The following is a 26,230-nucleotide window of genomic DNA, read 5'->3' on the forward strand; positions in this document are numbered from 1 at the left end:
CCCGGGTCACTTCTCAATGGAAATCCTGGGTCAAATCTCGACGGAAATCGACAGCGAGTCGGCTGGAACGAGGCCTGCCGCTCGCTCAGACGCTGTTCGAAGCGTATCCCTTCACGGTCGTCAGCCTCGACTACATCAAGGCCGAGAAACGCCGTGAAGGATTCGCGCGCGCCTGCCCGGATTTCGTCATCGTCGATGAAGCCCATGCTTGCGTGGGCACGCACCAAGGCCGGCAGCAACGCTTCGAGCTTCTGTCGGGACTTTCCCTGAATCCCGAACGGCGGATGATCCTTCTGACCGCGACACCGCATTCCGGGGACGAAGAGGCTTTCGCGCGGCTTCTCTCCCTTATCGATTCATCATTTGCGTCGATGAACTTCGAGGAAGCGCGGTATCGCGAGCGTCTGGCCCGGCACTTTGTACAGCGACGCCGTATCGATCTTACCTCAGGGGATTGGGACGAAGACCGCGCTTTCCCGAAGCATGAGACGAAGGAATTTGCCTATCGTCTGTCCGAGGGCCATCGCGGATTTCAGGAAGCTGTGATCGATTACTGTTTCAACATCGTGTCCAGAGCTGCGTCCGGACAACGCGAGCGGCGCTTGGCCTTCTGGGGCACGCTGGCGCTAATGCGCTGTGTCGGATCCTCGCCGGCGGCAGCGGTGAGCGCGCTGCGGAATCGGATGTCGAACGAGAGCGATCGCCTGGAGCCTCAAATCTATGACGATGATGGGGACGATGAAGACGCGGTCGATCTCGAACCGGGTACGACCTTTGACGCCGATCCGGAGCTTCTCGCATTGGTGCGGCGCGCCCAGGACTTGGTCGACAAGCCCGATCCGAAGTTGGCCGCCTTGATCGACGCGCTGACGCCTCTCATCAAGAAGGGTGCAAATCCCGTCATCTTCTGTCGCTATCTGGCGACGGCCGAGCATGTCCGTGATGGCCTACGCAAGGCGTTCCCGAAGTTGCTCATCGAAGCCATAACGGGAATTCTCACACCGGACGAGCGTCGTGATCGTGTGGCCGACATGGCGCCCGTCGACGAGCAGAAACAGGTTCAGCGCATTCTCGTCGCCACCGACTGCCTATCCGAAGGCATCAACCTTCAGCAACTCTTCGACGCGGTCGTCCACTACGACCTGTCGTGGAACCCGACCCGGCACCAGCAGCGCGAAGGGCGAGTGGATCGCTTCGGCCAGCCGGCCGAACTCATTCGATCGATCATGATGTTCTCTCCGGACAGCGCCATCGATGGGGCGGTGCTCGAGGTCATTCTTCGTAAGGCCGAGGAGATTCGCAAGGCGACTGGCGTGACCGTGCCGCTGCCCGATGAGCGTGGGCCGGTGACGGATGCGCTGATGGCCTCGATGATGCTGCGGCGCGGCGTGCCCCGTCAGCTCACGCTCGATCTTTGCCTCGACGACGGAGTCAATGTCATGGAGGCGCGCTGGCGTGACGCTTCCGAAAACGAAAAACGATCGCGGGCGCGTTTTGCGCAGAACGCCATGAAGCCGCAGGAAGTCGCGCCGGAATGGGAGAAGGTCCGGACGCTGCTCGGCTCGCCTGCTGATGCGAGGCTCTTCGTCGAACGGGCGATGGCGCGCTTCGGTGTGCCACTCGAAACTCGAAAAAACGTGCTGCTGGCTCATGTCGACGATCTCGATGCCGGTCTGCGCGAGCGTTTGGCTGAGTACGAACTCACCGGATCGGTGCGGCTGGCAATGGCCGAGCCGGCGCCGTCAGGCACCGCGCTGCTGACCAGGACACATCCCCTGACGGCGACACTGGCCGAAGCGCTGGTCGAGGCGTCGCTCGATCCGGAATCCCTGTCCGGTCTCGGCATCGGCCGGGTCGGCGCCTGGCCGACCACCGCCGTCCAGCAACTGACCCGGCTTGCTGTCCTGCGTATCCGGTTCAAACTGACCGTCCATGCCCGCAAGGAGCGGCTTCTGCTGGCCGAAGAAGCAGTCCTCGTCGCGATTCAGAGCGGCCAAATCGTGGCCGCAGGTGATGCCGCTCGGGAATGGATCAACACGCCGGCAACGTCCAATCTCGCACCCGTCGCCCGCGACAGGTTCATCGCCAAAGCAAAGGAGGACTTGCCGAGCTTGCTCGAAGGGCCGATCGCTGAATTCGTTCATCTGCGCGCGGAAGAACTTATGGCCGACCATGCTCGCCTCCGCGCCGCGTCGGGATCCGCCCCGAGAGTCACCGTGGAGGCCGTACTGCCGCCCGATGTGATCGGCCTGTTCGTGCTCATGCCGGGAGAGGCCTGAGCCATGGCGCGCAAGCCCATCACCGATATGTCGGCCTGGCCCTCGCTGACGCTGGAGGGGAACCTGATCGCGCCGGCCATGATCGCCAGCATCGACCGCCGCCAAGCTGCGGAGCAGACGGAGGAGGACTACCGCGTTCGGAAAGGACTGACGATCCGCGAGGAGGTTTCGACGGCCTTCCGCGTCGGCCAGGCTCATTTCGACGCCTTCGCGAATTTGCAGAACCCGTCAGTCGAGGCGACGCGGCGCTTCGTGCGTGGCTTCCTCGCCGAAACCTTCGGCTTCGACGATCTCGTCCCAGCCGATGGCGTCATCTCGTTCCTCGCTGGCGGACGTGTGCCCGTCGTCGTCGTCCCGCGCGCCGAAGACAAGCTCGACCGGCGTAGCCCGACGCTCTCGACCGATCGTTCGCGGTCCCCGGCTTTCGCGCTTCAAGACTATCTCAACGACAATGACGATGCGCTTTGGGGGCTGGCGACGAATGGGGCCGCTATTCGCCTCATGCGCGACAACCCCTCATTCACCCGTCCGACCTATATCGAAGCCGACCTTGCGGCGATCTTCACCAATGAGGACGCGGCCTCTTTCGCTGTCCTCTGGTCGCTGATCCACCGCACTCGGTTCGGCGCGAACGGCGTACCGGCGACGGATTGTGCTTTGGAACGTTGGCGCGAAGCCGGCGCGCGCGAAGGCGAAGCCGCCCGCGATCGGCTCGCGGCCCAGGTGGAAATCGCGCTGAAGGCGCTCGGTTCCGGTTTCCTCGAAGCCAACCCGGATCTCGCCCACCAGCTGAAAGCCGGCGCGATCGATCTGACCAAATGGTTCAACGAACTTCTGCGCCTCGTCTATCGCCTGATCTTCCTGATGGTGGCCGAGGACAGAGAGCTGTTGCATCCGCGCATCGACGAAGATGATCCTCAGCGGGCGCAGAAACTTGCCGCGCGCAAGCTCTATGCCGAGGGCTACAGCCTCGCAGCGCTGCGCCCGCAATGCGTTCGCGCGGCGACATGGGACAAGCATCACGACCGCTTCGAAGCCGTCAAGATCGTCTTCCGCGCCCTCGCCCAAGGCCAGCCGGCGCTCGACCTTCCTGCACTTGGCGGTCTCTTCGGCGCCGACATGTTGCCGCATCTGGAAACCGCTCGGCTGCGCAACCGGGCATTCATGGAGGCGCTCTACCGTCTGTCCTGGCTCTCCGACAAAGCCGGGATGGTTCCGGTGAACTGGCGCGACATGAAGACCGAGGAGCTGGGCTCGGTTTACGAGTCTTTGCTCGAGCTCCAGCCGCAGCTCGGCGACGACGGCAAGACGCTGAGCTTTGCGTCGGAAGCGGCCGAGCAGAGAGGCAATCAGCGCAAGACGACCGGTTCCTACTATACGCCCGATAGTCTGGTGCAGCTCCTGCTCGACACGACCCTCGATCCAGTGTTGGACGAGCAGGAAGCGCAGGCCGACGATCCCGCCGCAGAGCTCCTAAAACTCACCGTAATTGATCCCGCGTGCGGATCGGGTCATTTCCTGCTCGCGGCGGCCGGACGTATCGCCACTCGCGTCGCGCGCCATCGCACAGGCGGCATCTCGTCGGCCGACGACTTTCGCCATGCATTGCGCGAGGTCACATGCCGCTGCCTCTTTGGCGTCGACCGCAATCCCATGGCGGTCGAGTTGACCAAGGTCGCGCTCTGGATCGAAGCATTGGATCCGGGTCGGCCGCTTGCTTTCTTCGACGCGCAAATTCGCTGCGGCGATAGCCTTATCGGTGTTTTCGACCGCGCGATGCTGCGGGAAGGATTGCCGGACGAGGCCTACAAGCCGTTGACCGGCGACGACAAGGAACTTTCTCGACGCTATGCGCGCCTCAATAGGGAGCAGCGCGATAGGGCGAAGGGGCATCCGCAGCTTTTTGACAACTGGTCGCCGCCTAAAGTTCTTGCGGAACGGGATCACCAGCTGAAGGAGATGGCGCAGGACGATCTCGCGAGCGTTGAGGCAAAGGCGCAGGTCTTCGAGGCCATGCGTGGCTCGGAAGATTGGCGGCGCCTGAAAACCGCCAGCGATCTCTTCATCTCGGCGAGCTTCTACATGGCCGCGTTCTTCACGCCGAAAGCCGCTGGGCCGGCGGGCGCGGACGCGATGCCGCTCACCGAACATGTGTGGCGGACGGCGGGCGGTGAAGTGCCTGCCGAACATTTGCGTGACGGCGCAACGCTGACATCCGAGAAGGTGAACGCCTTCCACTGGTTCATCGAGTTTCCTGAAGTCATGGAGCGCGATGGCGGGTTCGACGTCGTCATCGGCAACCCGCCATGGGAGCGCATCAAGCTTCAGGAGCAAGAGTTCTTCGCCGCGCGCTCGCCGGCGATTGCGGGCGCGCCCAACAAGGCGGAGCGTCAAAAGCTGATCGACGCTTTGGAACAGGCGGATTCTGACAGCGCCGATGGCCGGCTGTGGCGGGATTTCGTCTTCGCAAAGCGCACAGCGGAAGCCGCAAGCGAATTTGCCAGATCCTCAGGGCGCTATCCGCTCACCGGACGGGGCGACGTCAACACTTACGCTCTTTTCGCGGAGCTGTTTTCCCGTCTTGCCAACCCAGGGGGCCGAGCGGGCGTGCTCGTACCAACTGGAATTGCAACAGACTCTTCAACGTCCGAGTTTTTCGGCCATCTCATCACAAGAAATAAGCTCCAATCCTTGTTTAGTTTCTATGAAATTAGAGGGTGGTTCAAGGGAACGGATGACAGAAAATCGTTCTGTATCATTTGCTTGGGTGGTCGGTCAAAGGCCGCTCAGTTCTGCTTTGACATAAAGAACATAGCTGAGATTGACGACCTGGAGCGCTGTTTCGAGCTAACAGAAGAAGAAATCGCTCATATCAACCCCAATACCAGAACAGCACCTGTTTTTCGCTCCCGCGCCGATGCGAAGCTAGCGGCAAAGATCTATTCTAGAGCACTAGTGCTCATCGAGGAACGCAACGAGGAGCAAGGCGGCGATATCAACCCTTGGGGCATCACGTTTCAAACGATGTTCCATATGTCAAACGATTCTAGCCACTTCCGAACGCTGACGGAGATGGAAGCGGAAGGTTGGCAGCGCGATGGTACCGACTGGCTGCGGGAAACGCCAACGGCCCTCAAACGTCGAGTCCCGCTTTACGAAGCGAAGATGATTCATCACTTCGATCACCGTTTTGGTTCCTTCTTTGGTTTGGCTGAAAGACCCGCGGATGGTGCGCTACCAGAGGTGCAGTCTTCGAAAAAACTTGATGTCAGCTTCGAGCCTGATCCCTGGTACTGGGTACCAGAAGAAGAAGTCCTTCTCCGTTCTGCACGTGTCCCTACGGCATTGAAAAGTGCTATCCGCCTTTCGCTGAGCGGGGGCGGGAAAGGGCGACGCAAGGCGGATGTGGATCCGCGGGAAGTCGCCCACGCGGCTGCGCTCAAAATCTTCGTCACATGGCTCGCCGGGGCGATACCTGCATTGGAAGGACGACCGGCGCGGGAGGCTGACCTCTTCCGCTTGTTCGGTCGCGCGCAAGATTGGCGTGAGGTATTGAAGTCATCGCCCGAGCGTTTCCTCATTGATCCCAAAACACAGGCTAACGGATCAGAGATGCAGCGCGAAACGCCACTCGATCAGAATGATCTTACACTTATCGGCGAGGGACCTGAAGATGCATTGACTCTCGCTGAACTCCTAATCCAGGCGAAGCAACCGCGCTGGCTCATAGGTTGGCGGGACATTACGAATAATTCTGCCGAGAGAACTGTAGTTGGCGGTGTGTTTCCCAAAGTAGGTGTCGGTAACAACTTGCCGATTTGGTATCTCGGGCAGCCCGTCGATGGGAAGATGGCAGCAGCTTTCGTTGGCATGCTCTCAAGCATGGTATTTGATTTTTCAGCGCGTCATAAGGTGGGAGGGACCCATCTCAATTTTTTCATAGCCCAGCAGCTCCCCGTCCTTCACCCTTGCGACTTCATGGCTGACGATCTTGCCTTCATCACGCCGCGCGTACTGGAGTTGACCTACACAAGCAACGCGATGAAACCTTGGGCGGCGGATCTTGGCTACCCCGGCGCACCTTTCGCCTGGGACGAAGACCGCCGCGCCAAATTGCGCGCCGAACTCGATGTCTTCTTCGCCCGGAAATACGGCCTCACTGAAGATGAACTGCAATATGTGCTCGACCCGGCCAAGGCCAAAGGTGCTGACTATCCATCCGAAACTTTCCGCGTTTTGAAGGAAAAGGAAATTCGCCTCTACGGCGAGTACCGGACCGAGCGTCTGGTGCTCGAGTCATGGCAACGGATGGAAGCGGATAAAATGGCGGTCTTGCCGCATGCATCAGTCATCTTGCCGCCTCTCGAAGGCCTCGCTGATGGCGCTTGGGCTTGGCCGGTTGGCGTCCAGCCGCGAGATCGCCTCCGCTACGCAGCTCAGTATGCGCTTTGGCAGATGGACCCGACGAACGATGGCGAACGCGTACGCTTCGTCATTGCCAGTCTTGCCGAGCCGGCTTGGCTGACTCCCGAGCTGACGGGTGGCGAACGGAACCAATGGATCAGGCTCATCGGCGACGAGGCAGAGCCGGCGCCGACGCGCGGGGCAGTCCGACTGCGGCCAGCGATCAACGCGGCGTGGAAGTCTATGTTCGATACGCTGCGGACCTCAGGTCAATTGGAGGAGCGTGCCGATGGGACGTGGGCAAGGGGCCGGCATTTTAGTCCGGACGGGCTACAAGCCGCCTCCGCCGATGCCCAACGCGCCGCGTTCGTAATTCGCGCCGTGCGGAACATTGATGTCGGTCGCCTGACGGCTGCCGTTGCTCCGGAAGACAACGTGATCTACTGGAGGGTCGGAAGTGGCCGCATTGGCTGACCTGTTCACCCCGGTGATTCATCCGCCGGTCGCGCCGAAGGGCCGAACCGGGCCTCGGCTCTGGATCCGTCGTTTGGCGATCTTCGAGGACCGGCAAACCCTACTTCGCAACGTGCCGCTGAAACCCGGCCTCAACATCGTCTGGACGCCGGACATGTCGAGCAGCGGCAGCCGCGCCTTGGCGCATGGCAGCGGCAAGACGACTTTCTGTCGCTTGCTACGGGCCTGTTTGGGGGAGCTCGGCTACGCCACGGACACCCAGCGATCACGCCTCATGACACGGCTTCCGAACGGCTTCATCGCAGCGGAGATTCTGATCGACGGGCTGTGCTGGGTCCCCGTGCGGCCATTGGGGCTGCCGGGCGGTGAGTTTGTCGCGCGAGTCGATTCTATCGAGGACGCAATCGTACGGGGACATCGAGACTTTGATTCGTCATCGATCGATCCCGTGATCTCTGATCTTTTCTTCTCGACAATTGTGGGCGTCACACCGCCTGACGTGGGCCGTGAAAACGTCTGGGACGTGCTCCGGGCCTGGTTGACGCGCGATCAGGAGTGCCGTCTGGCCGACATTCTCGCTTGGCGGTCATCGCAGACTCAAACTCGCTCGCGCGCCCAGGTGATTGGCGAGACAGCCAAACTGACCATGGTCCGACTCGCATTACGTGCTTTGGATGCCGACGAGCGCGCGGCCGCTGCTCGAGAACGGGAGCTTATGGCCGCTGTCGACGAGGAGCGGAGGCGTCAAGCCTACCAGCAACAACGGTATGTCGACAGCCTGAACGCCGTGAGGCTTGCATTGGGCGTTGGTGACGAGGTGGGTTTCGACGACACGATTGAGCAGAAGGGGCTGGTCTCGCTGGCGGAAGCGGCTTTGGCCGAGGCGATGCGAAGCGATCTGTTGAAACCGCCGGACGTCGGTTCGATCTTCGCGCGCCAAAAAGCGCTCAATGAGGAGCACGAGGCGTTAGCCGCGAAACGTCATCAATTGGAGAACGACGCGCGCTTCAAACGGGGTGCGGCTGAACGATACCGCTCTGAAGCGAGTTCAGATGAGATAGACCTCTCTCACGGACGGATCAGGGTCTGTCCCGTCTGCGGGGTCGACATAGATGAGGTCAAGGCAAAGGGATGCGGGATTTCGCTTGAACCCTGTGACCTAGCTGGCCGGAAGGCCGTAATTGCGGACAAGCAGAAGAAAGCCACCGACCTGGAGGCGGAGGCACATAGTGCAGAGCTGGAGGCGAAACGGGTCAACGCCCTTATTCAGCAACTTGGTCCCCGACAAAAAGCACTCGAGACGGAGGCTCAGGCAGCTGATACCGCGAGCCGCGCCGCACAGGCAGCCGCGAAGAAGGTGCAGGATCGCGTCTATCGGGCAAGGCGCACGCTCGATGACGTGCGATCGCTCCGAGAACGCCACGCGGTCGCGAAACCCAGCTCCCCAGGGGCCGCGGAGCTTGAGGCTGTTCGTGCGCAATTGGACGACGGACGTGCGCGAGCGCGAGCGGCCATCAGAACGCTTGAGGAGAGGTATCAAGGGATCATGGCTGCTTGGCTTCCCGACGGAGTGGCGGGCTCTATCAAGCTCGATGGCCACGGTTTGAAGGTCGACGCCGAATTCTCAGGCCGAGGCGAGGTATCGACGGCTGCCTTGGAGTCCTTGAAGATCGTCGCGTTCGACCTTGCTGCGTTGCATATGGCCGTCGAGGAGAAGGCGGATCTGCCCGCCTTCCTTCTACACGATAGTCCGCGCGAAGCGGACTTGGATGGTCAGCTCTACGACGGCCTGTTCAGACTCGTGCATCAATGGGAGGAGCAGGCAGAAACGCCGTGCTTCCAATACATCATCACCACCACGACGGCTCCGCCGACCGAACTCCGGGGCGATCACTATGTCCGCCTCTTGATGAGTTCGACGCCAGCGGAGAAGCGCCTGTTTGCAATGGACATTTGAGCCCGGCTTCGATGACGATCGAATCGCCCCAATCCTTTGTGGTCCGCGAGGAATGCCAGAAGGCCGCCTCACAGAACGGCTTCCGCCGCACCATGGGGGAAGAGGCGGGCTGGAGGGCCTTCGGATCGACCACGGCAAAAGGTACAATCTTTCTGGCGGCCACGGGGCCGTCCGGGCCGTGGTGCCTGGCCCTCGACCACCACGGCGTCATCCAAGAACTCAACATCCCCGAAACGAATCTTCCGGGCCCCGGACGAGCCCGTTTCGTCTTCGATACGCTCGGCGCGCTCTATGCGGTGTTGCGTCGTGTCTATGAACTGGGGGTCTGCCTACCGGATGCGCCGCTACGGGAGTTTGAGCTTCGCGTGGCGGCGCTGCCTCGCGCGACAGAGGCTGAACGACTCGTGCTGCAGCGGATCGGGCAGGACATCTTTCGCGACCGCCTGATGGATTATTGGCGAGGGCGATGTCCCCTGACCGGAATCTCCGACCCGGCCCTGCTCCGCGCCTCGCACATCATTCCCTGGGCAGATTGCCAAAGCGATGCCGAGCGGCTCGACGTGCACAACGGGCTCCTCCTTTCTGCGCTGTGGGACGCCGCATTCGATCGGGCGCTCGTGAGCTTCGACGACCAGGGCAGGCCCGAATTCTCGCCCAGTCTCAGCGAGAAAGCGCGTTTCGAACTTCGCTGGGAATCGCCGATTCCGCTCACGGACGAGCATCGTCGCCGGCTTGCCCGCCACCGTGAGCGAGCGCAAATTTTATCTTAGCGTATCGCGCGACATTCTGAATGACGGAACCTGCGAGGTCGCGATGGTTTTTAGAAGAGCGGGCGGGCGGCGGGCGGGGATATACCCAGATGCCCCTTGAGAGCGGCCGAGGGTTCTGAACGCGAGGCGATGCAGTGACTGGGATGGGAGATGGGGATCGACGTCGTGGACACCATGTGGACACCAAGCCAAATAAGCGAAGGGCCGCCTTTCGGCGGCCCGTTCATAACGCTCTAATTTTCTTGAGTTATTTTGGAGCGGGCGAAGGGATTCGAACCCTCGACCCCAACCTTGGCAAGGTTGCGGTGTCCCGGCAGGGCAAAATCTGAGATCTGGGTCGAAGTGAGCGGCATGGCACGATGGGGTCCTTGCAGTGTATTGCAAAATGCACTACGTTAGGCTATCAAAAGGAGCGCCTATGGCCGCTAATGCTGAACGCAAGGAACACCCGATTTCGATGCGCCTTCCAGAGGCCGATATTGCGATAATCGATCGTGCTGCAGGTCTGCGGGGGCGGTCGCGCACGGACTTCGTGCGCGAGGCTGCTGTTCGTGCGGCCGAGGAAGTGTTGATGGAGAATCGGCTGGTTCGAATGAGCCCCGAGGGCTTCGCCGATTTCATGGCGGTCCTGTCCGGGCCGGTCAATCCGGCTCCCGAAATGGTGGAACTAGCGAAGCGGCCTGCGCCCTGGGAGTCAGATTACGTCGCGAAGAGCTGAATGTCGTGGCGCTCTCGGCTCCCGAACCGCTGACCGCTGCCCACGATGTGTCCGAGTTCTCCTGTGGAAAGTCGTCTCTCGATTACTGGCTCAAGACCCGAGCGCTTTCCAATCAGGAGAAGGGCTTCACGGCTGTCTTGGTTGTCCATGATGCGGGCCGTGTCGTCGCCTATTACGGGCTCGCGCCGACTGCGGTCGTTCCTAATGCGCTGCCCCGATTCATCCGCACTGGACAGCCGCCTGATCCCGTGCCGTGCCTTCTGCTCGGCCAACTCGCGACCGACATCGGCTGGGCGGGCCATGGAATTGGAACTGGATTAGTGAAGCATGCCCTCGAACGCTGTGTAACGGCGGCTGCGCTCGTCGGGGGCCGCGCACTCATGGTCAAAGCCGTCGATATCGAGGCTGCAGCGTTCTGGCGCCGACGCGGCTTCTTTCCGTCGAGAGACGACCCGTTTGTGCTATTCCGTTCAATTGTCGATATCGCCGCTTCCTTTGCCAAGGCGCGAAACTGAGGGCCGGGTGCGTCCTATGCGCTGGTGCGTTCGGGCCTTCATCATTCCCCAGGACCATCGCCTCGAATCTTGGCAATGTTACGAGCGAGTTTGGAGTATCACGCCTTCGGCCAATCGCAAGAATTGGGTGTTGCGGGTCCTGCAACCAAGATCTGGATCATTAGCTAATAACATTAATTGGTTACGTCGTGCTTAGCGCGGTTGCCTTGACCGACGCGCACTGCGGACAATGGCAGAGAAGCAAGAATTTGATAGCCTCTCTCGCCAGCGGGCGGGGATTTGAATAGCTCGATGGACGTCACTTCCTGGGTGAGCGACAAGATCCTTTCGATCGGATGTCGTCTGGCGATAGCGGTTCCGTTCCCTCGAATCCGGGCGAGCGTCACGTGCGGACGAAACGGTCGCTCGTCGCTCTGTCCACAAGTTTCGAGCAGCGCTTTCCGCAACGTCGAGATTTCGTCCGTGCCGGCGCACTCTGCCCACAGAAGACGAGGCCGTTCCGGTCGAGGGCCGTAACCTAGTCGCGTGAACGTCAAACTGAGCGGGCAAAATCCTTCAGCCACCGTTTGTAGTCTGACGGCGACGTCCTGGATCGACGTTTCGTTCCATGGGGGAACGAGGGTGAGGTGAATATCGGCGGGAGCCACGAGCCGAACCGCCGATTGCTCCAGAACTCGGGCGTCCTGGGCGAGAGTGTGAGAGATTTCCGGCGCGATCCTGAGGCCCGCAAAGACGCGCATCGGGCCGGCGGAGCTGTCGGTCGCGTTCATGCTCGACCTCCGGCGCCGCGCAATCTCTGCGGCCTCGACGAGGGACAGTGTCTGACCTGAAAGCCAATCGACGTTCGCCACACGACCCAGCCGCCGAAATTCATGCCTGATTCATTCACCCGTTTCGGTTCGGCGCATATCGGCGCCATTTTGCTGACCGTCAGTGCGCCGCTGGTTCTGAGCGCAGTCGCTCGACGAGACGCGGCTGGTTCGGCTTCGAAGATCATTCGCTGGACCTTGGTCGCTCTATTGGTCGGCAATCGTACGTTCAGGATCCTCCTCTTGCACTGCGAGGGCGAACTCACGGTCGAGAGTGTTGCGCCTATGCATCTTTGCGACTGGGCCTCCATCGCAGCGGTGATCACGTTGGCTTATCCGAACCAATGGACATATGAGCTGTGTTACTTCTGGGCCATGGGCGGAACGCTGCAGGCACTCGTTACGCCGGATCTCGCGTATGGATTTCCCGATCCTCGATTCATCACCTTTTTCATATCGCATGGCGGCGTGATCACGGCGGCGCTCTATGCGACTCTCTGTATGGGAATGCGTCCCGTTCCGATGTCGATCGTTCGCGTCCTCATCTGGTCGGTCGTCTATCTCGTGGCCGCGATGACGGCGAATTTCCTGCTCGACGCCAACTTCGGCTATCTGCGTGCGAAGCCGAGCCAGCCGTCGGCTCTCGATTACCTGGCGCCTTGGCCGTACTACATCGTTCAACTCGCTACGCTCGCGATCGCATCGACCTTGCTCTATTATGCGCCCTTTTTCATCATCGACCGATTGAAACGGCGATGATGCCGCGTCCCTGGACCAGCCGTTTCTTTCTTCAAAGGCCCCGAACGATTTCTTTGAATCTCTTCCACTCGGTGGCGGACCATATTTCCGTCCGAGCATGTCCGAATGTGCGGATCAGAGTGGACACCCTGCTCGCCGCTTCGACGTCCTTCGCCCGAAAAATATCCAGGTAATCGCACGGACCGAGAATGGCGTAGCTGTCGAGCCATTGGACGTCGGGGCAATCCTTGCGCACTCTCTCCATCACCTTGTGCTCGAGCTGCTCGAGCGCTTGTGGCGATCTCGCCGCATCGGGACTGAGGCGCGTCAACATGATGAAGGTCTGCATGTCCGAACTCCTCCGCGCATCGGATGCGATGTCAGGCGCGCGACGCCGGGCCGGGCAGTTCGCCGAAGTTCAAACCCAATTCGTCGACGACTTGTCGGACGACCCTCGGATCGAGCGCCCTGCGAGTGCCAACGTCCGGCAGCGTCGCCCGGCGATCGCCCAGACGTACGGTGACATAGGCGTGGCCATGGGCTTTGACCGTGTCCTTCCCGGCGTCGAAAGTGCAGCCGCGTTCGGCCAGCCATCGACGAAACGTTGCGCTTTCCATGTCGGCCTCTTCTGTTGCGGATCCTTCAAATCTCGATCTCGGCTCGTCACGCTGTTCCAGTCTCGTACAGGCCCTTGATCAGGTGATCGTGCAGGTCCGCATCGTCCAAGAGCGTAGCGGTGATCGTCGACTCGTCCAGCAGAGTCGCGTCGGAAAAGCCTCGAGCCCAGTCTCTGGCGGCGAGATGTCCCTGGCCGATCCGCATCAGCGCGTATAATTCGGTGCGGGCGGTCGGCGTCAGTTCGTCGATCGCCGCTCGCAGAGACTTCATCTGCTCGGAACCGGAGTCCAACGGGTCGAAACCGAGCGACGCGGTCGGGTTATGTTCGCCACGGCTGGGCTCGATTTCATTCAAATCCTCTTCGGCGACATTGCCGAGGAACTTGTCTCGCTGAAGACGCGCAGTTTTTGCCAAGAGTGCGATGAACCGCGCCTGGTCGCTTCTCAATTCCGTCAACATGAGCGTTCTCGCTTCTTGCCATGGCGCGATCTGGGTGGGCCGTTCATCCCGGCACAAATAGAAAGGCCTGCGACGAAGTCAAAGCGAAGTCGCGGAGCGTGTGCTCGGGGCGACGCCTCGAACATGTTCGTCGTTCCAGGCGAGCGCGAGTCTTCCGCTTGCTCCGAGCTCTATCGTGGCGCCTCCCAATTTCCGGCTCTCCCTGTCGAGCGTGCGTCGTCGCCATTCCACGTCGAGGCTCGATGGACGATTCAGTCGAAAGCGCCTGATTTGCAGTGGCGTCATCTCGAGCGCGATCAGATCGCCGCTCGTCGGCTCGATTTCCACAAAATACATCAGCGACAGGTCTCCTCGAAATTCCTCGTAGCCAGAAATTCCTTCGTAATCGTTCAAGAAATCACCGCAGCCATAGAGGATCAGGCGATTGTGATAGACCTCGATTCCTTTTGGATGGTGAGAGGAATGACAGTGCAGGACGGATATCCGCGCCTCGTCGATCAGCCGGTGCGCGAAGCGCCTTTCATCCTCCGAGACGTCGTAGCCCCAGTTCGGCCCCCAATGCAGGGAGAGAACGACGACGTCGTTCTCGCGCCGGTCGCGTGAGAGTTCGTCGACGAGCAGAGAGACGCTCCTTTCCGTCGAACTCGGCAGCACAGCGATTCCAGCGGCCTCGGGCGTCGCGGCCCAGCTGCGCGGCGCGCCGCTGGTGACGGAGGCGCAAGAATAGATGAGGACGCGTCCTTTGCCGGGAATATCGAAGACCGCCGGCGCCCAAGCCTCGGCGCGGCTGCGGCCGGCGCCGGCCGATTTTATGTTCAGGCGCTCGAGCGTCTCGAGCGTGTCGAGCAGACCGGCGCGACCCCAATCGAGGACGTGATTATTGGCGAGGGCGCAGCAATCCACGCCGGCCGAGAGCAGGCAGCCTGCGTTCTCTGGACTCATGCGGTAGTTTATGCCTTTGGGAAAATAGGTCTCGCTACGGGTGATGCTCGTCTCGAGATTGATGAGGCGAAGGTCGGGACGCGCGCGCTCGAGTTCTTCTAGCGCGGCGCCCCAGATATAGTCCGGCGGTGCGGGCCTCGGGATCGGCCCATTGGCGTCTTCGGCGAGGCGGACATAGTCCTCCGCCGAGGCGACATATGACTCGTAGAGCCGAGGGTTGCACGGATGGAACAAAATCTGGTCGATGCCTCTTCCCGCCATTACGTCTCCGCAGAGGAACAGTCTGATGGAGGACGGCATCGCTTGCGCCTCTCACGTCGGCCAAAGAGCGCGCAGCTCTCTCGGCGTCACGGCTCGCACGTCCTCCAGCTCGGATGCCGGCAAGCGCTCGGCGAGAAACGAGAGAACCATGCGGGCGAGATGCTCGGCGTCGACGCCCGGATCGCGATGGACGCCTTCGCGAATGCGCTCCAAGAATGCGGCGCGGCTCCTGAGGGAGCTGTATTTGGCGAGGCGCCAGCCCTCATAGTAAAGTCCGCGCAGCAATGCCGTTAGATGATCTCCCAGGAAGATCGCCTCATGAGCAGGCAGGCAATCGCGCAGGGCGTGCAGTGTCGCGACGAAGGCGGAATACACCTTCTCGCGATCGCGCCACCCGAGGCGCCGTTGCAGATCGTCGATCCATTGTTCGGCGGCGCGGGCCGCGGCGTCGAATTCTCGAATGTCCGTCACGACCGATTACCTCGCCAGATCGGTTTCTCATCGACGCGGGCGCCGATGGCGAAATTACCATCTATAGCCGGCGTTCGAGCCGGCAACTCCCGGCGCCGCTCGCTAGAGCGCCATCCGATCCAGTCGGATCGGATGGCGCTCTAGCTTTCTTTCTTTAGAGCGAATTCTGATCGATCGAACGATTCCGTTCGATCGAAAAGCGCTCTATGATGGCGACCGCGCGAGCGCGTCCCGCAGATAGGCGACGCCGCTCTCCAGCGTGAAGAGCTTGTTGTAGTCGGCTTCTGGTATGGAGATTTTCGTTCGCTCATGGATTGCCGCGACCAGATTCGTGAAGTCCATCGAGTCGAGGTCGAATACATCGCGTATATCGTCGCGATCGCTCGCGGTCGTCGGGTCGGCCTCCGGCGCCACCTCGCAGATCAACTCGAGAATGAGCGCTCTGATATCCGCATCCGTCATAGCTTTTCTGGCTCCTGTAGGAGACGCGCGATTGCCGCGAGATACAGGCCGCCGATATGGCCGTCGGTGACCCGATGGTCGGCGGCGAGGCTGATCGTCACGAGAGGGCGGCTCTCCACTCGCCCATCGGCTACCCATGGCCGCGTTACGATGCGACCGAATCCGACGATGGCGACTTGCGGCGGATAGATGACGCCCGTCACCGTCTCGGCGCCTCGATCCCCTACGCTCGTGACGGTGATCGTCGGGGAGGTGAGTTCGGAGCTGCGCAGGCTGCCGCGGCGGGCGCGTTCGACGAGATCGCGCATGGCGGCCATCAATTCTGCGACTGACTTCTTGTCCGCATCGCGAATGGCGGGGGCGATGAGGCCGCCGCCGCGCAATGCGACCGCCCATCCGACGTGGACGCCAGTGGCTGGAACGAAAGCGCCGTTCTCGTATACGCCGTTGAGCTGTGGCCAGTCGCGTAGGGCGAGGGCGGCGGATTTGAGGAAGAGAACGGCCGGCAGGATTCTTTCGATCGGCGGCTTTTCTGCGTTGAAGCGCTCGATCCAAGCGGTGACAGCGTGCAGATCTACGGTCTCGCTCAGATAGTAGTGCGGGATCTCCCGTTTGGAACGGCTCATCGCGGCGGCGATCGCCTTGCGCATCCCCGCGAGATCGAGGCCTCGCTTCACCGCCGGAGCCGCTGCGCGGAAGGGGCCGATCGCCGCCTCGACGTCTACGAGGCAAATCGAGCCGTCGACGCCGGTACCCTTCACTTTCGTGAGATCGAGCGCCAGCGTCGTCGCGCGACGACGCGCTGCGGGCGTAATCTTGCTGCGGGCCGGCGCGAGCGCTTTGGCTGGTCTCGGCTCTGTGACAGCCTTGACGGCAGGGGCTGGCGGCGCTGCGGGCAGGGCAGGAGAGACTTCCTGTGGCGGGGCGCCCGGCGTTTCGATATGGGCGAGCACGGTCCCGACGGGAACGCGCTCTCCTTCCGGCACGAGAATGGTCGAGACGACGCCGTCCTGGAAAATTTCGACCTCGATCGCGCCTTTCTGGGTCTCCACGACAGCGATGATGTCGCCCGATTTGATGCGGTCCCCCGGCTTCACCAGCCATTCGACGAGAGTGCCGGATTCCATGTCGGCGCCGAGCGCGGGCATACGATAATCGCTCATGACGGACGAACGAGCTCGCGCGCCGCCGCGGCGATCGAGGCGGGCTGCGGCAGGCAGGCGTCTTCGAGATGCGGGGCGTAGGGCATGGGGACCTCACGTCCGCAGACGCGGCGCAAGGGCGCGTCGAGCTCGAAGAATATCTCCTCCGCGATGCGCATGCCGATCTCGGCGGAGATCGAACCGCTGCGCCAGCCCTCGTCGACAATGACGCAACGCCGTGTCTTCGTCACCGAGTCGAATATCGTTTTCGTGTCGAGGGGCCTCAAGACCCTCAGATCGACCACTTCGGCGTCGATCCCTTCAGACGCGAGCATGTCCGCCGCCTGGAGCGTCTTGAACAGGCCGCCGCCATAGGCGATGAGGCTCACGTCGCGTCCTGCGCGCCGGACTCTGGCGCGGTCGATGTCGACCTCGCTCACTTCGGGAGTGATGTCGCCCTCGGCATTGTAGAGCATCACATGCTCGAAGATGAGAACGGGATTGGGATCGCGAAGCGCGGCGAGCAGCATGAAACGCGCATCCTCGATGGTGGCGGGGGTCAATATGCGCAGACCCGGAATATGCGCGTACCATCCTTCGAGACTGTGCGAGTGTTGGGCGGCGACGCGCCGGCCGCCTCCCGTCGCCATACGGATGACGAGCGGAATCGCGAACTGGCCGCCCGACATATGGGGGATGGTGGCGGCGTTGTTGACGATCTGATCGAGCGCGAGCAGGCTGAAATTGACGGTCATGATCTCGACGATCGGACGCAGGCCCGCCATCGCCGCGCCGATGCCCGCGCCGACGAAGGCGCTTTCGCAGAGCGGCGTATCGCGAATGCGTTCCTCGCCGAATTCGTCGAGAAGCCCCTTCGTCACAGCGTAGCATCCGCCATAGCGCCCGATGTCTTCTCCCATGAGAAAGACCCGAGGGTCGGCGAGCAGAGCCTGACGCAGCGCCTGCTTGCAGGCCTCGCGATAGGTCATGGCGTTTCCCGCCGTCTCGCTCATGCGGGAATCTCCTCCATGGTGAGGAAGCGGTCCACCTCCGAGACGGGCTCGAGCGATCCGCTCTCCGCGTAAGCAACGGCCGAGCGGAGCTCCGCGTCGATCTCCGTCTCCATCGCCACGATCTCGTCCTGACGGATCAGTCCATTGGCCTCCAGCCATGTCTGGAACCGGACGATCGGTCCCTTCTTGCGCCACGCTTCGACCTCTTCCTTCGACCGGTAGAGTTGCGGATCGAACATCGAATGGGCGCGGAAACGATAGGTCTGGCATTCGAGAAAATAAGGAACGCTCTCGGCATGGATCGCTTCGATGGCGCGCCGAGCGGCGCTCTCCACTGCGACGACATCCATGCCGTCCACTCTTTCGCTGGCGATGTTGTAACTGGCAGCTTTGCGGGAAATATTCGTCTCGGCCTCGGCGCGCTCGAGCGCCATGCCCATCGAATAGAGATTGTTCTCGCAGATGAAGAGGATTGGAAGACGCCAGAGTTGCGCCAGATTGAGCGTCTCGTGAAATTCGCCCTCGTCCACCGCTCCGTCACCGAAGAAGCAAGCGGTCACGGATGCGCGGCCGAGAGTCTTGTCCGCGAGAGCTATTCCCAAGGCGAGTGGGAGGCCGCCCGCGACGATCGCATTGCCGCCATAGAAACGGCGAGCGCGGTCGAACATGTGCATAGAGCCGCCGCGGCCGCGGCAGCATCCCTCGAGCTTGCCCATCATCTCCGCGAGCAGACAGGCGGCGCCGACCCCGCGCGCCAGCGCCTGTCCATGCTCGCGATAGGTGGCGATTACCGCATCCTCGGGCGAGAGCGCCTCCATCACGCCGACGGAGACGGCTTCCTCGCCATCGTAGAGGTGCAGAAAGCCGAGGATTTTCTGCGCCTGATAGAGCTCGACGCATTTGGCCTCGAAGCGCCGGATGCGCATCATCGACTTCAGCAGATGACGCAGATGCGCGTGGTCGAGATGAACCTTGTGATCCGTCATCGCTCGTCGCTCTCCAGTGTCGAAATATCTCCTTCCGGCAAGCCGAGCTCGCGCGCCTTGAGCAGGCGGCGCATGATCTTGCCGCTGCGCGTCTTGGGAAGATTGGCGCGAAATTCGATCTCCTTCGGCGCCACTGCGGCTCCGAGCCGCTTGCGCGCATGGCCGAGAAGCTCCTTGCGCATAGCTTCGCCTGGTTCGTATCCGAGCTTCAAGGCGACGAACGCCTTCACGATCTCTCCTGCGACCGGATCGGGCTTGCCGATGACCCCGGCCTCGGCGATGGCCGGATGCTCCATGAGCGCGCTTTCGACCTCGAAGGGGCCGATGAGATGGCCCGACGATTTGATGACATCGTCGGCGCGGCCGACGAACCAGAAATAGCCGTCGGCATCCCTGCGGGCGAGATCGCCGGTGAGATACCATTTGCCGGAGAAGCATTTATGATAACGCTCGTCTTCATGAAGATAGCCGCGCATCATCGACGGCCATCCCCGCGCGAGCGCCAGCTCTCCTTCTTCGCCCGGCGCGGCCTCTTCGACCGAGCCGTCGGCCTTTCGTCTGACGACTGCAGCCTCGATGCCAGGCAGCGGCCGGCCCATGGATCCCGGCTTGATGTCCTCGGAGGCGTAATTGGCGATCATGATGCCGCCGGTTTCCGTTTGCCACCAATTGTCGTGGAACGGCAGGCCGAACGCCTCCATGCCCCAGACCACCGCTTCGGCGTTCAGCGGTTCGCCGACGCTGGCGGCGAAGCGCAGCGCCGAGATGCCATAGTCTTTCACCGCCGCCGTTCCGAGCTTCATCATCATGCGAATGGCGGTGGGCGCCGTATACCAGACACTGATACGCTCCTCGGCCAAAACGCTGTACCATGTCGGCGCGTCGAATTCGGCTTCGACGACGACATTGGTCACCCCATGCACGAGTGGGGAGATGACGCCGTAGCTCGTCCCGGTGACCCATCCCGGATCCGCCGTGCACCAGAAGCGATCGTTCTCGTGCAAATCCAGGGCGTAGAACCCGGTCGCGTAATGCGTGACGACGGCCTCATGCACATGGAGGACTCCCTTTGGCCGGCCGGTGGTGCCGCTGGTGAAATGCAGAAGCGCCGTGTCGTTGGGGTCGGTTGGCGGTATCTCGAATTCGGGCGACGCCGCGCGCATCAATCCGTCCCAGGAATGGGTCTGTTCTTCGTCGGTATCGGCATCGACGAGAACGACCTCGAGCTTCGGCAGGCGTCCCCGCATCGCCTCGACCTTGCGCCGATAGAGCGACCGGGTCGTGATCAGCACGCGTGCGGAGCCGATCTCCATTCGGGTCGCGATCGGCTCCGGGCCGAAGGCCGAGAAAAGGGGAGATACGACGCATTTCGCTTTCAACGCGCCGAGCATCGCCACATAGAGTTCGGGGACCCGTCCGAGCAATATGAAGACAGTTTCTCCGGCGCAGACGCTCATCGAGCCCAGGGCGTTGGCAAAACGATTGCTGGCCGAGGCCAAGTCGCCGTAGGTGTAGTCTCGGCGTTCGCCGGTTTTTCCGATCCAACGCAGCGCCGCCCGCGTCCCGCGCGGACCGCGGGTGTGACGGTCCACGGCTTCGTGCGCGATGTTCAATCCCTTGCCGCCCGGAAGCCCATCGAGCATTGCGCGCGCCGACGCCCAGGTGAATTCGGCGCAGACGGAGCGGTAGTCGGAAAGGTTTGGCGCAACGGCAAGCGACGCCTTGTCCTTGCGGATTGGCGCATAGCGTGTGGGGTCATCGTGAACCCGCATATCGTCCTCCGCAACCGAAGGCCCCGGTGCGAATTCTCATAGGACGCTGACTGTTCGACCGTCGCTCGAAACAGTGTAGGCAGCAGTCGTCAAGGGCGCAAGTCGGAGTCGGCGTCGAGGCAACCGAGGCGGAGCGATCGCTGCCTTGATTTTTATCAAGTCCGGCGTCGGATTTTCACGATCGAAGAGCAAGCGATGGCCTTGCCGATCTGGTTCGAGGGACGATTTTTCAAAGAACGGAGCTCAGGGTGAGTTTTCGCCCGGCTTTGCCAGATTGATGTGGCAAGCAGCGTGGATCGGGCGGAGAGCGGGGGCGACGTCTGCCGTGACGCCTCGAGATGCGGAGGTCAGGATGGCGCACAAACGCGTTCTCTTCAAATTCGCGGCCCGCGAAAAAATTCTCGATGGCGCGTCCCAACTCGCCGACGCCATACGCATCACGCTCGGACCGAAATCCAAGTCGGTGCTCATTCAAAAGTCGTGGGGCGCGCCGATCGTCTGCAACGACGGCGTGACCATCGCGAAGGAATTCGATCTGGAAGATCCCGAGAAAAACCTCGGCGCGCGGGTGCTTCGTCAAGCCGCCGAAAAAACGGGGGACGTCGTCGGCGATGGAACCAGCACCGCTACCATTCTCGCGCATTCCATCTTCGCCGAAGGCGTAAGGAATGTGGTCGCCGGCGCGAGCGCCATCGATATCAAGCGCGGCCTGGATCGAGGCGCCGCAGTCGCGATCGACACGCTACGCAACCTCGCCCGTCCCATCACGACGAGGCAAGAAAAGGCGCAGGTTGCAGCGATATCGGCGCACAATGATCTCGCTATTGGCGAATTGGTCGCGAGCGCCATGGAGAAGGTCGGCGCCGAAGGCGTCATATCGGTCGAGGAATCGAAGACGACCGAGACGTCTCTCGACGTGGTCGAGGGTATGCAATTCGATCGAGGATTTGTTTCTCCCTATTTCATCACCGATCCGGAACATATGGAAGCCGTGCTCGAGGACGTCTATTTTCTACTCTGCGATCACAAGATTGGAGCATTGCGGGACCTCATTGCCTTGCTGGAGCAGGTCGCCAAATCCGCGCACCCTCTGGTCCTGATCGCCGAAGACATCGAAGGCGAAGCGCTCGCCACTCTGATCGTCAACCACATTCGCGGCGTGTTCAAGACTTGCGCCGTCAAGGCGCCTGGATTTGGAGAGCGGAGAAAAGCCCTGCTGCAGGATATCGCTGTCCTGACTGGAGGGCAGGTGATTTCGGAAGACTTGGGGTTGAAGCTCGAAAATGCGACGATCACGCAACTTGGGCGCGCCAAGCGCGTCGTCGTGGACAAGGATACGACAACGATCATCGACGGCGCTGGCGGACGGGCGCAGATCGACGGGCGCATTCAATCGATCCGTCGCGAAATCGAGAAAACCACGAGCGACTACGATCGCGAGAAGCTCGAGGAACGCCTCGCCAAATTATCCGGCGGCGTGGCCGTCATTCGCGTCGGCGCGCCGACAGAATCCGAAATGAAATCGAAGAAGGAGGCGCTCGACGACGCGATAAGCTCCGCCAAGGCGGCCATGGCCGAGGGGATCGCGCCGGGTGGAGGACTCGCATTGCTGCGCTGCATCGAGGCTCTCGTGGCCGAAGAGAGAAAATGTGAGGGAGACGAGAGGACCGGGTTGCGAATTCTCGAGCGCGCGCTCGAAACGCCAACGCGTCAGATCGCCGAAAATTCGGCGGTGGACGGGGGCGTCGTGGTTTCCAAGATGTTGGAGGGCGACGGCAACTTTGGATTCGACGCGGCGCGCAAGGAATATGTCGACCTTGTCGCGGCTGGGATTATCGATCCGGTGAAGGTCTTGCGCATCGCGCTCGAGAATGCGGTGTCCGTCGCGAGCGTCCTCCTCCTCACCGAGGCGACATTGACCGAAATTCCGGAAATGGAAACCGCAAGCGCGGGCAAATCGGAAGTCGGACTGCAATGACTGCGCGTCGACAATTCTGCCGAGCCTCGCCCAGTCGACCATTGCGCCGCGGCTCGGATGAGACGTGACCATGGCGCTCGATCCATCTGCGCGGCGTGGGATGCAGGCACCGCACATAGAGCCATTGACGCCGGATCGGCTCTACCGACATGCGGATCTGTCGGCGCTCGCTTTCGAAACGACGGCCGATTTGGAGCCGCTCGACGGGACGGCGGGACAAGCGCGGGCGCTGGACGCAATCCGTTTCGGGACGCAAATTCGCGCGAAGGGGTTCAACCTGTGCGTCATCGGCGTCGAAGGCGCACGGATGGAGCACACCGTAAAGGCGTTGGTCGCGGAAGCCGCGCCCTCGACGCGACATCCGCCATCGGACTGGATCTACGTCAATAATTTCTCGCAGCCGCATCGGCCGATGGCGATTGAATTGCCTCCGGGGCGAGCGTCGGAGGTGCGAGATGTCTTGCATGCGCTCATCGAAGATTTGCAAGCGGCCCTGCCGGCCGCATTCGAGAGTAGCGAGTTCCAGACACGGCGTAACGCGATCGACGAAGAGGCGCATCAATCTCAGGAGAAAGCGTTCGCCGCTCTGAGGGACAAGGCCAATGCGCAAAACGTCGGCATCCTGCGCACGCCCATGGGCTTCGTGCTCGTCCCGATGCGAGATGGAAGGGTCGTCCCGCCTGGAGAGGTCAATTCCTGGCCGGAAGAAGAAAGGGGTGCAGCGCAAGCGGAGATCGAGAAAATCGCCCCCGAACTGGAGGAGACGTTGCGCGCGATGCCGCGCTGGGAAAAGCAACGTCGCGACGAAATCCGGAAGTTGGAGCGAGTGACGGTACAGGCCGCCGTCGGACAGACGATCGACGAAGCGAAGGCGCGATTGCGCGATCTTCCGCGGGTCCTCGAGCACCTCGAGATGATCCGTCTCGATTTGATCGAAAATGCACAGCTCTTCGTCGCGGGTTTGCCCGAAGAGGCCGTCGAGAGCGCGCGTCTGAGGCCGGGCGGACCGTTCGATCGATACGAGGTCAACATTCTCGTATCCCGAACGGGTCGAGACCGGAATGCGCCGGTAGTCGAAGAGGCGCATCCGACCTTGGCTAATCTGTGCGGCCGTATCGAGTACATATCGCAGCAAGGCGCTCTGGTCACGAACTTCAGATTGATAAAGGCGGGCTCGCTGCACCGCGCCAATGGCGGCTACCTCCTTCTCGATTTGCGTAACCTGCTGCTCGAACCTTTCAGTTGGACGGCTCTGAAACGTGCGCTGCTGCAACGCAAGATCATCATAGAAGATGTGGCGCATTTCATCGGTCTGACGACGACCGTTTCGCTCGAACCGGATCCTATTCCGCTCGATCTCAAGATCATTTTGTTTTCGGATCGTATCCTCTATTATCTCCTCAGCGCGTTGGATCAAGAGTTCTCCCGCTATTTCAAAGTCTTGGCGGATTTTGACGACGATCTCGATCGATCTCCGAGCAGCGAGGCGGTGATGGCGCGGCTCATCTCCTCTCTCGCTCAGAAGGCCGAGCTCAGGCCCTTCGATCGCAAAGCGGTGGAACGCATCATCGAACACGCCGGCCGTCTCGCCGAGGATTCGAGGAAACTCACCCTGCTGATCGAAAAGATCGACGATCTGATGGTAGAGGCGGATTTCTCGGCCGGTCGGGAAAATCGTGCAATCGTCGCGCATCAGCACGTCGAGCAGGCGATCGAACAGCAAATTCGGCGAGCTGCCCGACTTCATGAGCGCAGCAAGGAGGCGATCCTGCGCGACATAGCGCTGATCGATACGGACGGCTCATGCATCGGGCAGGTCAACGGCATCAGCGTGATAGCCCTCGGCGGCTTTTCGTTCGGTCGGCCGACGCGCATCACCTGTCGCGCGCGTCCGGGGCTCGGCAAGATCATCGACATCGAGCGCGAAGTCGAGTTGGGTGGGCCGCTGCACTCGAAAGGCGTTCTCATCCTGTCTGGATTCCTTGCCGGCCGATATGCGTTGGATGCGCCAATGTCTCTGGCGGCGAGTCTGGTTTTTGAACAGTCGTACAGCGGGGTGGAGGGCGACAGCGCGTCCTCGGCCGAGCTTTACGCTCTGTTGTCGGCGATCGCCGAGATTCCATTGCGCCAAGACTTGGCGGTAACGGGATCGGTGAACCAGCGCGGGCAAATCCAGGCCATCGGCGGCGTGAACGAAAAAGTCGAAGGCTTCTTCGACGTCTGCAGCGCGCGCGGCTTGACTGGGAGGCAAGGGGTTCTAATTCCAAGGGCGAATGTCCAGCACCTCATGCTGAGGCAGGACGTCGTCGAGGCGTGCGCTGCAGGAAGATTTGCGATTTTTCCTATCGAAACGATCGATGAAGGCGTCGCGGTTTTGTTCGGAAAGATGGCGGGCGAACGTGACGCGAATGGCGCCTATCCGACAGGCAGCGTCAACCGATTGGTCGAGGACCGATTGAAGTTCTTCGCGGCGGCGCGGCGCGTCGCTCTGGAGGAAAGGTTGGCCGAACGTTCGGAATCGGATGATGGTTGAAGCTCCGCTGTTTCAAAGGATCATCCTCGGCCTCCGTCCGGGCGCGATCGACAGGGATGCCGTCGAGGTCGTGGCGGAGCTGGCCTGGCTTCTGGGCGCGGTTCTTCAGGGCATATTCGTGGAAGACCGCGCGGTCAGCGGAATCGGGGCGCTCCTCGAGGCGAGGGAGTTCCAACTGATCGGACGTCAATGGCGCCCGATAGAAGCGGAGCGCCTAGCCGAGGATATGCAACTCGCAGAGCTGAGCGCCCGACGCCTGTTGGACCGGGCGGCGCAAAGGCTCGGTGTGGCGAGCTTCTTCGAAGTGTTGCATGATGAACCGATGTCGAGTCTGCCAAGCTTGGCGCGCCCCGGCGACATCCTTGCGGTGGTTGCGCCGAGAGACCCGCATGAGCGATTGGCTCCGTATTATTCGGAGCCAGCGCTCGTCCCTGGATTTTCGGCGACGACGATTTTTGTGCCTCGGCGGATCGGGCGGAAGAGAGGGCCCGTGTTGGCGCTCGTGGGGACGCCACAGGACAAGGGCCTTTCCGTGGCAGCGGCGGTCGCGCGCGCCGCCGAGGAGCGGCTGGTCATACTCGGGCCGAACGACTCCGGTTTGCGTGAAGGGATTCTGCACGCTGCGAAAATGGTTGGCGGCCACTGGGCGAAGACAGAGTTCGTGGCGCTCGTGAGGCTCGACGAGCTGGCTTTTCTGTCGGCCGCCGAGGGAGTGCAAGAGCGTCTCATCGTGTTGACGCGCCCACCGGACAATGCACACGGGGACATGGACCCTTTCGTGATTGCCTCCATGAGGCAATCTCCCATCATTTTGGTGGGTCCGACTGCTGCGGCCGACGCCTTGTCGCGTCCGCCGAATGCAGGCGATCAGACCAGCCGCGCCGCAGTCTCGACGAGAGAGCAGAGCAAGTGGGCGGATCCATGAGATG

Annotated in this window: 21 protein-coding genes; 10 read left to right on the top strand and 11 right to left on the bottom strand. The window is 61.5% G+C overall.

All coding sequences use genetic code 11. From position 1 onward, the window contains the following. The 6 genes from KP010_RS15560 to KP010_RS15585 form a co-directional block, all read left to right on the top strand. The coding region (locus tag KP010_RS15560; protein ID WP_216281072.1) for a DEAD/DEAH box helicase at nucleotides 1–2,279 on the top strand (2,279 nt) is incomplete at its 5' end. Between the two features lie 3 nt (nucleotides 2,280–2,282). Continuing rightward, nucleotides 2,283–7,157, top strand: coding sequence for an Eco57I restriction-modification methylase domain-containing protein (locus tag KP010_RS15565; protein ID WP_216281073.1), 4,875 nt, complete (start codon nucleotides 2,283–2,285; stop codon nucleotides 7,155–7,157). Next, nucleotides 7,141–9,114, top strand: coding sequence for a hypothetical protein (locus KP010_RS15570; protein WP_216281078.1), 1,974 nt, complete (start codon nucleotides 7,141–7,143; stop codon nucleotides 9,112–9,114). Before KP010_RS15565 ends, KP010_RS15570 begins: the two co-directional genes overlap by 17 nt. Before the next feature lie 11 nt (nucleotides 9,115–9,125). Further along, nucleotides 9,126–9,884, top strand: coding sequence for an HNH endonuclease (locus KP010_RS15575; RefSeq protein WP_216281080.1), 759 nt, complete (start codon nucleotides 9,126–9,128; stop codon nucleotides 9,882–9,884). A 418-nt stretch (nucleotides 9,885–10,302) separates the two neighbouring features. Further along, nucleotides 10,303–10,602 (top strand): DUF1778 domain-containing protein, encoded by a 300-nt coding sequence (locus KP010_RS15580; protein ID WP_216281082.1) that lies wholly within the window; start codon nucleotides 10,303–10,305, stop codon nucleotides 10,600–10,602. A 5-nt stretch (nucleotides 10,603–10,607) separates the two neighbouring features. Beyond that, nucleotides 10,608–11,117, top strand: a complete 510-nt coding sequence (locus KP010_RS15585; protein ID WP_216281084.1) for a GNAT family N-acetyltransferase — start codon at nucleotides 10,608–10,610, stop codon at nucleotides 11,115–11,117. A gap of 173 nt (nucleotides 11,118–11,290) precedes the next feature. Here the strand turns inward: KP010_RS15585 and thpR are convergent, their stop codons facing one another. Then, complete coding sequence (gene thpR, locus KP010_RS15590; RefSeq protein ID WP_216281086.1) at nucleotides 11,291–11,887, bottom strand: RNA 2',3'-cyclic phosphodiesterase; 597 nt, start codon at nucleotides 11,885–11,887, stop codon at nucleotides 11,291–11,293. 102 nt (nucleotides 11,888–11,989) lie between these two features. Between thpR and KP010_RS15595 the strand changes: the two genes are divergently transcribed. Further along, entirely contained in the window at nucleotides 11,990–12,685 is a 696-nt protein-coding gene (locus KP010_RS15595; protein ID WP_216281089.1) for a TIGR02206 family membrane protein, read from the top strand. A gap of 31 nt (nucleotides 12,686–12,716) precedes the next feature. Here the strand turns inward: KP010_RS15595 and KP010_RS15600 are convergent, their stop codons facing one another. From KP010_RS15600 to acsA, 10 genes are all read right to left on the bottom strand, one after another. Beyond that, the gene (locus KP010_RS15600; RefSeq protein WP_216281091.1) at nucleotides 12,717–13,013 is read right to left on the bottom strand and encodes a GYD domain-containing protein; all 297 of its coding nucleotides are present in this window, start codon (nucleotides 13,011–13,013) and stop codon (nucleotides 12,717–12,719) included. A 31-nt stretch (nucleotides 13,014–13,044) separates the two neighbouring features. Continuing rightward, nucleotides 13,045–13,281 (bottom strand): hypothetical protein, encoded by a 237-nt coding sequence (locus KP010_RS15605; protein WP_216281093.1) that lies wholly within the window; start codon nucleotides 13,279–13,281, stop codon nucleotides 13,045–13,047. 46 nt (nucleotides 13,282–13,327) lie between these two features. Then, nucleotides 13,328–13,741 carry a DUF3775 domain-containing protein gene (locus KP010_RS15610; RefSeq protein WP_216281095.1) on the bottom strand — a complete coding sequence of 138 codons (414 nt, stop codon included), beginning with the start codon at nucleotides 13,739–13,741 and terminating at the stop codon, nucleotides 13,328–13,330. Nucleotides 13,742–13,819: 78 nt separating this feature from the next. Beyond that, a complete protein-coding gene (locus KP010_RS15615) occupies nucleotides 13,820–14,983 on the bottom strand; it encodes a CapA family protein (protein WP_216281097.1) in 1,164 nt (387 codons plus the stop codon). Nucleotides 14,984–14,995: 12 nt separating this feature from the next. Continuing rightward, entirely contained in the window at nucleotides 14,996–15,415 is a 420-nt protein-coding gene (locus KP010_RS15620; RefSeq protein WP_216281099.1) for a DUF2267 domain-containing protein, read from the bottom strand. A 204-nt stretch (nucleotides 15,416–15,619) separates the two neighbouring features. After that, nucleotides 15,620–15,877: an acyl carrier protein gene (locus KP010_RS15625; protein WP_216281101.1), complete on the bottom strand. Its 258-nt coding sequence runs from the start codon at nucleotides 15,875–15,877 to the stop codon at nucleotides 15,620–15,622. Beyond that, nucleotides 15,874–17,040: a dihydrolipoamide acetyltransferase family protein gene (locus tag KP010_RS15630; RefSeq protein WP_216281103.1), complete on the bottom strand. Its 1,167-nt coding sequence runs from the start codon at nucleotides 17,038–17,040 to the stop codon at nucleotides 15,874–15,876. Before KP010_RS15630 ends, KP010_RS15625 begins: the two co-directional genes overlap by 4 nt. Beyond that, the gene (locus KP010_RS15635; RefSeq protein WP_253203645.1) at nucleotides 17,037–18,032 is read right to left on the bottom strand and encodes an alpha-ketoacid dehydrogenase subunit beta; all 996 of its coding nucleotides are present in this window, start codon (nucleotides 18,030–18,032) and stop codon (nucleotides 17,037–17,039) included. The genes KP010_RS15630 and KP010_RS15635 overlap by 4 nt, the downstream gene beginning before the upstream one ends. Then, complete coding sequence (gene pdhA / locus KP010_RS15640) at nucleotides 18,029–19,018, bottom strand: pyruvate dehydrogenase (acetyl-transferring) E1 component subunit alpha (protein WP_216281105.1); 990 nt, start codon at nucleotides 19,016–19,018, stop codon at nucleotides 18,029–18,031. Before pdhA ends, KP010_RS15635 begins: the two co-directional genes overlap by 4 nt. Then, nucleotides 19,015–20,790 carry an acetate--CoA ligase gene (gene acsA / locus KP010_RS15645; protein ID WP_216281107.1) on the bottom strand — a complete coding sequence of 592 codons (1,776 nt, stop codon included), beginning with the start codon at nucleotides 20,788–20,790 and terminating at the stop codon, nucleotides 19,015–19,017. The genes pdhA and acsA overlap by 4 nt, the downstream gene beginning before the upstream one ends. Before the next feature lie 352 nt (nucleotides 20,791–21,142). Here acsA and groL point away from each other — a divergent pair, with 352 nt between their 5' ends. From groL to KP010_RS15660, 3 genes are all read left to right on the top strand, one after another. Then, a complete protein-coding gene (gene groL / locus KP010_RS15650; RefSeq protein ID WP_216281110.1) occupies nucleotides 21,143–22,768 on the top strand; it encodes a chaperonin GroEL in 1,626 nt (541 codons plus the stop codon). Nucleotides 22,769–22,838: 70 nt separating this feature from the next. Further along, nucleotides 22,839–25,301: an AAA family ATPase gene (locus tag KP010_RS15655; protein WP_253203904.1), complete on the top strand. Its 2,463-nt coding sequence runs from the start codon at nucleotides 22,839–22,841 to the stop codon at nucleotides 25,299–25,301. Then, nucleotides 25,291–26,226: a hypothetical protein gene (locus tag KP010_RS15660; RefSeq protein ID WP_216281114.1), complete on the top strand. Its 936-nt coding sequence runs from the start codon at nucleotides 25,291–25,293 to the stop codon at nucleotides 26,224–26,226. The genes KP010_RS15655 and KP010_RS15660 overlap by 11 nt, the downstream gene beginning before the upstream one ends. Nucleotides 26,227–26,230: the final 4 nt, after the last annotated feature.

It is taken from the genome of Methylosinus sp. KRF6 (genome assembly GCF_018887255.1).
In the GTDB taxonomy this organism is placed as follows: Bacteria; Pseudomonadota; Alphaproteobacteria; order Rhizobiales; family Beijerinckiaceae; genus Methylosinus; species Methylosinus sporium.